This window comes from Micrococcus sp. HMSC31B01 (genome assembly GCF_001816085.1).
Lineage (GTDB): Bacteria > Actinomycetota > Actinomycetes > Actinomycetales > Micrococcaceae > Micrococcus > Micrococcus luteus.
Map to the genome: position 1 here is coordinate 1 of NZ_KV825166.1, position 7,881 is coordinate 7,881.

Genomic DNA, 7,881 nt, shown 5'->3' on the forward strand with positions numbered 1-7,881 from the left:
AGATGCCGACGCCCTGGCCGGACTCGAGCAGGCCCACGAGGGACTCGAGCGCGGCCACGGAGGCGGCCTGCTCGCCCCGGCGGACGGGGACGGAGCCCACGGACTCGAAGAACCGCCGCCGGACGCGGCCCCGCAGGCCCGTGCCCGTGAAGTACTCCTCCTTGGCGAAGAAGTGGACCGGGCGGGGGGCGAGGGCCTGGAGGATCACCGAGTCGACGAAGGACAGGTGGTTGGAGGCCATGACGAAGGGGCCCCGCGCAGGGACGTGCTCCATGCCGACGACCTCGGGGCGGCAGGTGAGCCGCAGGAGCGCGGCGGCGCTCCTGCGCACGGGCTCCGACGTCGCCATGGCTCTCCTTCGTCCGCGTCCTGCGTGGGCGGGGTCCATGCTACGCGAGCAGTTCCGCGAGGAACCGGCCCGTGTGGCTCTCCGCGACGTGTGCGACCTCCTCCGGCGTGCCCGCGGCCACGATCGTGCCGCCCCCGGAGCCGCCCTCGGGGCCGAGGTCGATCACGTGGTCGGCACTCTTGATCACGTCGAGGTTGTGCTCGATGGTGAGCACCGTGTTGCCCTTGTCCACGAGGGACTGGAGCACGTGCAGGAGCTTGCGGATGTCGTCGAAGTGCAGCCCCGTGGTCGGCTCGTCCAGCACGTAGATGGTGCGGCCGTTGGAGCGCTTCTGGAGCTCGGCCGCCAGCTTCACGCGCTGGGCCTCGCCGCCCGAGAGCGTGGTGGCGGGCTGGCCCAGGCGGACGTAGCCCAGACCGACGTCGACGAGCGTGTCCAGGTACCGCGAGATGCGGGTGTACGCGCTGAAGAAGTCCGCGGCCTCCTCGATCGGCATGTCGAGGACCTCGGCGATGTTCTTGCCCTTGTAGGTGACCTCGAGCGTCTCCCGGTTGTACCGGGCCCCGTGGCACACCTCGCACGGCACGTAGACGTCCGGCAGGAAGTTCATCTCGATCTTCAGCGTGCCGTCCCCCGCGCACGCCTCGCAGCGCCCGCCCTTGATGTTGAAGGAGAACCGGCCCTGCTGGTAGCCCCGGACCTTCGCCTCGGGGGTCTCTGCGAAGAGCTTGCGGATCGCGTCGAACACGCCGGTGTAGGTGGCGGGGTTGGAGCGCGGCGTGCGCCCGATGGGGCTCTGGTCCACGTGGACCACCTTGTCCAGGTGCTCGAGCCCCTCCACGGACCGGTGCCGGCCGGGCACGAGCTTGGCGCCGTTGAGCCGGTTGGCCAGGACCTTGTAGAGGATCTCGTTGATCAGCGTGGACTTGCCCGAGCCGGACACACCCGTCACGGCCGTGAGGACCCCGAGCGGGACCTCCACCGAGACGTCCTTCAGGTTGTTCTCCTGGGCGCCGCGGACCGTCAGCACGCGCCCCTTCTCCGGGACGCGACGCCGCTCCGGCACCGCGATGGAGCGGCGCCCGGAGAGGTAGTCGCCGGTGACGGACCGCGTGTTCGCCTTGAGATCCGCCAGGGAGCCCGAGTGCACGACCTCGCCCCCGTGCTCGCCCGCGCGAGGACCGATGTCCACGATCCAGTCCGCCTCGGCGATCGTGTCCTCGTCGTGCTCGACGACGATGAGGGTGTTGCCGAGGTCCCGCAGGCGCAGGAGGGTCTCGATGAGGCGGCGGTTGTCCCGCTGGTGCAGGCCGATGGACGGCTCGTCGAGCACGTAGAGGACGCCGACCAGCCCGGAGCCGATCTGCGTGGCCAGGCGGATGCGCTGGGCCTCGCCTCCAGAGAGGGTGCCGGCCGGCCGCTCCAGGTTGAGGTACTCCAGGCCGACGTCCAGCAGGAACGCCAGCCGGGCCAGGATCTCCTTGAGCACCTGGTCCGCGATCTGCCGCTCCCGGTCCGTCAGCCGCAGCCCCGAGAAGAACTCCATGGCCTCCCGCATGGGCAGGCGGGTGGCGTCCGCGATGGACAGGCCGCCCACGAGCACGTTCAGGACCGTGGGGTTGAGGCGGGCCCCGTGGCACGCCGGGCACGGGATCTCCCGCATGAACGACTCGTAGCGCTCGCGGGCGCCGTCCGACTCGGTCTCCCCGTGCTTGCGCATCACGTAGGGGATGACGCCCTCGAAGCCCGTGGTGTAGCGGCGCTCGCGGCCGAACCGGTTGCGGAACGTCACCTCCACCTTGAAGTCCTTGCCGTGCAGGACGGCGTCGCGCTCCGCCTCCGTCAGGTCCTTCCACGGGGTGTCCAGGGAGAAGCCCATCTCCTTGCCCAGCCCGCCGAGCACGCGCAGCCAGTAGTCCGAGGTGGACTTGCCGAGCGACCACGGCACGACGGCGCCCTCGCGCAGGGACAGCTCGTCGTTGGCGACGACGAGGTCCGGGTCCACCTGCAGACGGGAGCCGATGCCGGTGCACTCGGGGCACGCGCCGAACGGGTTGTTGAAGGAGAACGAGCGCGGCTCGATCTCGTCCACGGTCTGCTCGTGCCCGTTGGGGCAGGAGAGCTTCTCGGAGAACGAGCGGTACCGGGGGTTGCCCTCGGCGTCCCGCCCGCCGAACTCCGCGGTGTTCTTCCTGCCCTTCTCGGCGACCGGCTCCACGTCCACGAACTCGGCCACGACGAGGCCGTCCGCCAGCTTCAGGGCGGTCTCCACCGAGTCGGTGAGGCGCTGGCGGATGCCCTCCTTCATGGCGAGGCGGTCCACGACGACGGCGATGGTGTGCTTGACCTGCTTCTTCAGCACGGGCGGGTCCGAGAGCTGGACGGTCTCCCCGTCCACGACGGCGCGGGCGAAGCCCTGCGTGGACAGGTCCTTGAACAGGTCCACGAACTCGCCCTTGCGGCCGCGGACCACGGGCGCGAGCACCTGGAAGCGGGTGCGCTCGGGCAGCTCCTCGAGCTGGTCCACGATCTGCTGCGGGGTCTGCCGGCTCACCGGCTCGCCGCACTGCGGGCAGTGCGGCACCCCGACACGCGCCCAGAGCAGGCGCATGTAGTCGTAGATCTCGGTGATGGTCCCCACCGTGGAGCGCGGGTTGCGGTTGGTCGACTTCTGGTCGATGGACACGGCCGGGGACAGGCCCTCGATGAAGTCCACGTCCGGCTTGTCCACCCGGCCCAGGAACATGCGGGCGTAGGAGGAGAGCGACTCGACGTAGCGTCGCTGGCCCTCGGCGAAGATCGTGTCGAAGGCCAGGGAGGACTTGCCCGAGCCGGACAGACCCGTGAACACGACCATGGCGTCCCGCGGGAAGCTGACGTCCACGTCCTTCAGGTTGTGCTCGCGGGCGCCCTGGACGACGATGCGGTCCCGCTCGCCCGAGCGCGCGCCGCCGGGGCCGGAGGCGAGGCCGCCGGGGTGGGCCTCGACGGCGGAGGAGACGGTGGTGGAGGAGTTCTTGGGCACGCGGCCAGCATAGGGGCGGGTACGGACACGACACCGGGGTCTCGCCTGTGGGCGAACCCACCGCGGGCCGGGCCCGCCCTGGCGCCTCACCGCCCCGTCCGTACACTGTTGCGCATGCCCGAGACCGCCCGGAACCGCCTCCTGCACGATCTGCCCGCCGTCACGGTGCGCACCTGCTCCGTGTCGGAGATGGACAACAACGTGTACCTGCTCACCTCCAAGACCACGGGGGCGCAGGTGCTGATCGACGCCGCCGCCGAGGCCGAGGCCATCCGCGACCTCATCGCCTCGGCCGCGGACGACACCCCGTGCGAGCCGCGCCTCGAGATGATCGTCACCACGCATCGACACTGGGACCACGTGCGCGCGTTGCCGGCGCTGGCCTCCCTGACCGGGGCCCGCACGGCGGCCGGCGAGGACGACGCCGACGCGATCGCCGAGGCCACGGGGGTCGCCCCCGACGTGCGCCTGCGCCACGGGGACACCGTGGGGGCGGACGGGCTCCGGCTCGAGGTGGTGGCCCTGCGCGGCCACACGCCCGGGTCCATCGCGCTGGTGTGCCGCCCCGAGGCGGACGAGCCGGCCGTGCTCTTCACCGGCGACTCCCTCTTCCCGGGCGGGGTGGGCAACACCGAGGGCGACGACGGCCGGTTCCGTCAGCTGTTCACGGACGTGAGCGATCGGATCTTCGACGCGTTCGACGACGACGTGGTGGTCCACCCCGGCCACGGCGCCTCCACGACCCTGGGCGCCGAGCGCCCCCACCTGCCGGAGTGGGCCGAGCGCGGCTGGTGACGGTGCGCCCGGGCGGTCCCGGGCCCAGCGTCAGGCCGGCTTCTGCCCCGCCATGAACAGGCGCCGGGCCGGGAAGATCGTGACCGGGCCGCCGTCGTCGGCCGTGACACCGGGCACCGGCGGGTACGCCTCGCTCATGGCGGCGCGGTACCGGTCCACGAACGCCTCGAGCAGCCCGGCGCCCTCGGCGGCGCCCTCCTCGGCGTCCCAGCGGGCCAGGGCCTGCAGGCTCGGTCGCAGGGCCGCGCCGGAGGTCCACCGGAACACCGGGTCCTCGCCCGTCAGCACCTGCTGGTACTCCGTCTCCCAGACGACCGGGGACCACCCCGCCTCGAGGAATAGCCGCGTGTACTCCTCGGGCGGCGCCACGGTGCGGGTCGTCGCCACCCCGTGCAGCGGCTCGGAGAAGGCCGGGTCCTCCGCCAGCGCCACGATCGCCGCGTGGGAGGGCTGCTCGTAGGGCCGCGGGATCTGCGCCGCGAACCACGCCCCCGGCGTGAGGTCCCCGAGCCAGCGCCGGATCAGGCGACGGTGCGTCGGGATCCACTGGAGCATCGCGTTGGACACCACGACGTCCGTCGCCCCCGACGGGCGCCACTGCGAGGCGTCGACCGCCTCGAAGCGCAGGTTGGCGGGGGCGCCCGTGCGGGCCGCCTGCTCCCGGGCCCGCTCCAGCATGGCGGGCGAGTCGTCCAGACCGATCACCTCGGCGTCCGGCCAGCGCTCGGCCAGCGTCCGGGTCAGGGTCCCCGGGCCGCAGCCCAGGTCCACCACGACGCGCGGGGCCTCGGCGCGCACGCGCCCCACCAGGTCGTGGAAGGGGCGGGCGCGGTGTTCGGCGAAGCCCTCGTACTGCGCGGGATCCCAGGTGAACCCCCCGCCCTGTCGGCCGGTCACGTCCCCCACGACGGCGTCGGTGTCCGGGTGCGGGCTCTCGGGCGCGATCTGACTCATGGCGGCACCGTATCGCGCGGAGCGGCCGATACCCTGGGGGCGATGACTTCTGCCGCCACGAACCCGCCCTCGCTGACCGACCGCATCGACGCGCTCCCGCCGGCCCCGGACGCCGACGACGTCTTCGGGGCCTTCGCGGCCTGGACCGAGGACCGCGGGATCTCGCTCTACCCCGCCCAGGAGGAGGCCGCCCTCGAGCTGGTCCAGGGCCGGCACGTGATCCTGGCGACGCCCACCGGCTCCGGCAAGTCCCTGGTGGCGCTGGCCGCGCACGCCGACGCGCTCGCCCACGACGCCGTCTCCTACTACACGGCGCCGATCAAGGCGCTCGTCTCGGAGAAGTTCTTCGCGCTGGTGGACGTGTTCGGCGCGGAGAACGTGGGCATGGTCACGGGTGACTCCACCGTCAACGGTGACGCGCCGATCATCTGCTGCACGGCCGAGATCCTCGCCAACCGCGCGCTGCGCGAGGGCTCGGGCATGGAGATCGGCACCGTGGTGATGGACGAGTTCCACTACTACGCGGACCCCTCCCGCGGCTGGGCCTGGCAGGTGCCCCTCCTCGAGCTGCCGCAGGCCCGGTTCCTGCTGATGTCGGCCACCCTCGGCGACACGACCCGCCTCGAGGCGGACCTGACCGAGCGCACCGGGCGCGAGGTCGCCGTCGTCGCCCACGCGCAGCGCCCCATCCCGCTGACGTTCGAGTGGTCCGAGGTGCCGCTGCAGGAGAAGGTCGAGGAGCTCGTGGGCACCCACCAGGCACCGGTGTACATCGTGCACTTCTCGCAGCTGGACGCCGTGGAGACGGCCCAGGGTCTGTCCTCGATCTCGGTGACGTCCAGGGAGGAGAAGGAGGCGATCGCCGCGCGGATCGCCGGCTTCCGCTTCTCCGCGGGCTTCGGGCACACCCTGAACCGCCTCGTCCGGGCGGGCATCGGCGTGCACCACGCGGGCATGCTGCCCAAGTACCGCCGCCTCGTGGAGAAGCTGGCCCAGGACGGGCTGCTCAAGGTCATCTGCGGCACGGACACGCTGGGCGTCGGGATCAACGTGCCGATCCGCACCGTGCTGCTCACCGCGCTCTCCAAGTTCGACGGCGAGAAGACCCGCCTGCTCCAGGCCCGCGAGTTCCACCAGATCGCCGGCCGGGCGGGCCGGGCCGGCTTCGACACCTCCGGCACCGTGGTGGTCCAGGCCCCCGAGCACGTGATCGAGAACAAGGCGGCCGAGCGCAAGGCCGCGGCGAAGTTCGCGAACGTCAAGGACGAGGCCGAGCGGGCCAAGCGCATGAAGCAGTCCGTGAAGTCCGGCAAGCGCAAGACCCCGCCGGCCGGCTTCGTCTCGTGGGGGCCGGCGACGTTCGAGCGCCTCGTCTCCGCCGAGCCGGAGCCGCTGGTCTCCCGCATGCGGATCACGCACTCCATGCTGCTGAACATCCTCGACCGGCCCGGCGACCCGGTCATCGCGGTCCGGCGCCTGCTGCGCGGCACCCACGAGACCCCGGCCCGCCAGGCGGTGCTCATGCGCCGCGCGCTCGGGATCTTCCGGGAGCTGCTGGCCACGGGCGTCGTCGAGCGTCTGCCCGAGCCGGACGCCGAGGGCCGCACCGTGGACCTCACGGTGGACCTGCAGCCGGACTTCGCGCTCAACCAGCCGCTCTCCCCCTTCGCCCTCGCCGCGCTCGACCTGCTGGACCCGGCCGATCCCGACCACGCGCTCGACGTCGTCTCCGTGATCGAGGCGACCCTCGACCCGCCGCGCCAGGTGCTCTCCGCCCAGGTCAAGCACGCCAAGGGCGAGGCCGTGGCCGCCATGAAGGCCGAGGGCATGGACTACAACGACCGCATGCGGGCCCTCGACGAGATCACCCACCCGCGGCCGCTGGCCGAGCTCCTCGAGCAGCAGTTCGAGCTCTACCGGCAGGACGCCCCGTGGCTCGCGGAGTTCGAGCTGACCCCCAAGTCCGTGGTGCGCGACATGTTCGAGCGGGCCATGGGCTTCGGCGACTACGTGCGGTTCTACGGGATCGCCCGGTCCGAGGGCGTGCTGCTGCGCTACCTCACGGACGCGGTCAAGGCACTGCGCCACACCGTCCCCGAGGCGGCCCGCACCGAGGAGCTCCAGGTGCTGCTGGACTGGCTCGACGAGATGGTGAAGCAGACCGACTCGTCCCTCCTGGAGGAGTGGGAGGACCTGGTGGCCGGGGACATCGACGAGCTGCGCCGGGACATGGAGGCGCTCGAGCCGCCGGCCCCGCCTCGCCTGACGGACAACGAGCCCGTGTTCCGGGTGATGGTCCGCAACGCGATGTTCCAGCGGGTGCGCCTGTTCGGCGACGAGCGGGACGAGGCGCTCGCGCGCCTGTCCGGCGAGCTGTCCGCCGACGACTGGGCCGACGCCCTCGACGCCTACTTCGACGACCACGAGGACATCGACGACGGCCCCGCCGCGCGCGGCCCCGAGCTGTTCCGCGTGGCCGCGGCCCCCGACGTCGCCGCCCCGCTGGAGCTGGCCGGCCCGCGCTGGTGGGCGGTGCGGCAGGTCCTGAAGGACCCGGACGGGGACCTGGACCACGGGATCAACGCCGTGGTCGACCTGGACGCCTCCGACGAGGCGGGCCATCCCGTGATCCGGGTGGTCTCCGTGGGCGCGCCCGAGTCCGGGTGGGGCCTGTGAGCGCCGGGGACGCTCGGGCGGCAGGACGGCCCGTGGCGGGCGACCCGCGCGGCTTCGCTCCCCTCGAGCCGGCCCGCCACCG

Annotated in this window: 5 protein-coding genes; 2 read left to right on the plus strand and 3 right to left on the minus strand. The window is 72.4% G+C overall.

Annotation, left to right across the window (positions count from 1 at the left end):
• Both HMPREF3105_RS07265 and uvrA read right to left on the minus strand, forming a co-directional pair.
• Positions 1 to 349 (minus strand): lysophospholipid acyltransferase family protein (locus tag HMPREF3105_RS07265; protein WP_141762458.1); only part of this gene is annotated, 349 nt, incomplete at its 3' end.
• A gap of 40 nt (positions 350 to 389) precedes the next feature.
• Complete coding sequence (gene uvrA / locus HMPREF3105_RS07270; protein ID WP_036315307.1) at positions 390 to 3,374, minus strand: excinuclease ABC subunit UvrA; 2,985 nt, start codon at positions 3,372 to 3,374, stop codon at positions 390 to 392.
• A 114-nt stretch (positions 3,375 to 3,488) separates the two neighbouring features.
• Here uvrA and HMPREF3105_RS07275 point away from each other — a divergent pair, with 114 nt between their 5' ends.
• Entirely contained in the window at positions 3,489 to 4,169 is a 681-nt protein-coding gene (locus HMPREF3105_RS07275) for an MBL fold metallo-hydrolase (RefSeq protein ID WP_036315309.1), read from the plus strand.
• A gap of 30 nt (positions 4,170 to 4,199) precedes the next feature.
• Here HMPREF3105_RS07275 and HMPREF3105_RS07280 read toward each other — a convergent pair whose 3' ends face one another.
• Entirely contained in the window at positions 4,200 to 5,123 is a 924-nt protein-coding gene (locus HMPREF3105_RS07280; protein WP_036315311.1) for a methyltransferase domain-containing protein, read from the minus strand.
• A 42-nt stretch (positions 5,124 to 5,165) separates the two neighbouring features.
• Here HMPREF3105_RS07280 and HMPREF3105_RS07285 point away from each other — a divergent pair, with 42 nt between their 5' ends.
• Positions 5,166 to 7,799 (plus strand): DEAD/DEAH box helicase, encoded by a 2,634-nt coding sequence (locus tag HMPREF3105_RS07285; RefSeq protein WP_036315313.1) that lies wholly within the window; start codon positions 5,166 to 5,168, stop codon positions 7,797 to 7,799.
• Positions 7,800 to 7,881: the final 82 nt, after the last annotated feature.

Bases quoted from the DNA above. Each gene is read 5' to 3' on its own strand.
- HMPREF3105_RS07280 (WP_036315311.1), bottom strand. From the start codon at position 5,123: ATGAGTCAGATCGCGCCCGAGAGCCCGCACCCGGACACCGACGCCGTC.
- HMPREF3105_RS07285 (WP_036315313.1), top strand. From the start codon at position 5,166: ATGACTTCTGCCGCCACGAACCCGCCCTCGCTGACCGACCGCATCGAC.
- HMPREF3105_RS07275 (WP_036315309.1), top strand. From the start codon at position 3,489: ATGCCCGAGACCGCCCGGAACCGCCTCCTGCACGATCTGCCCGCCGTC.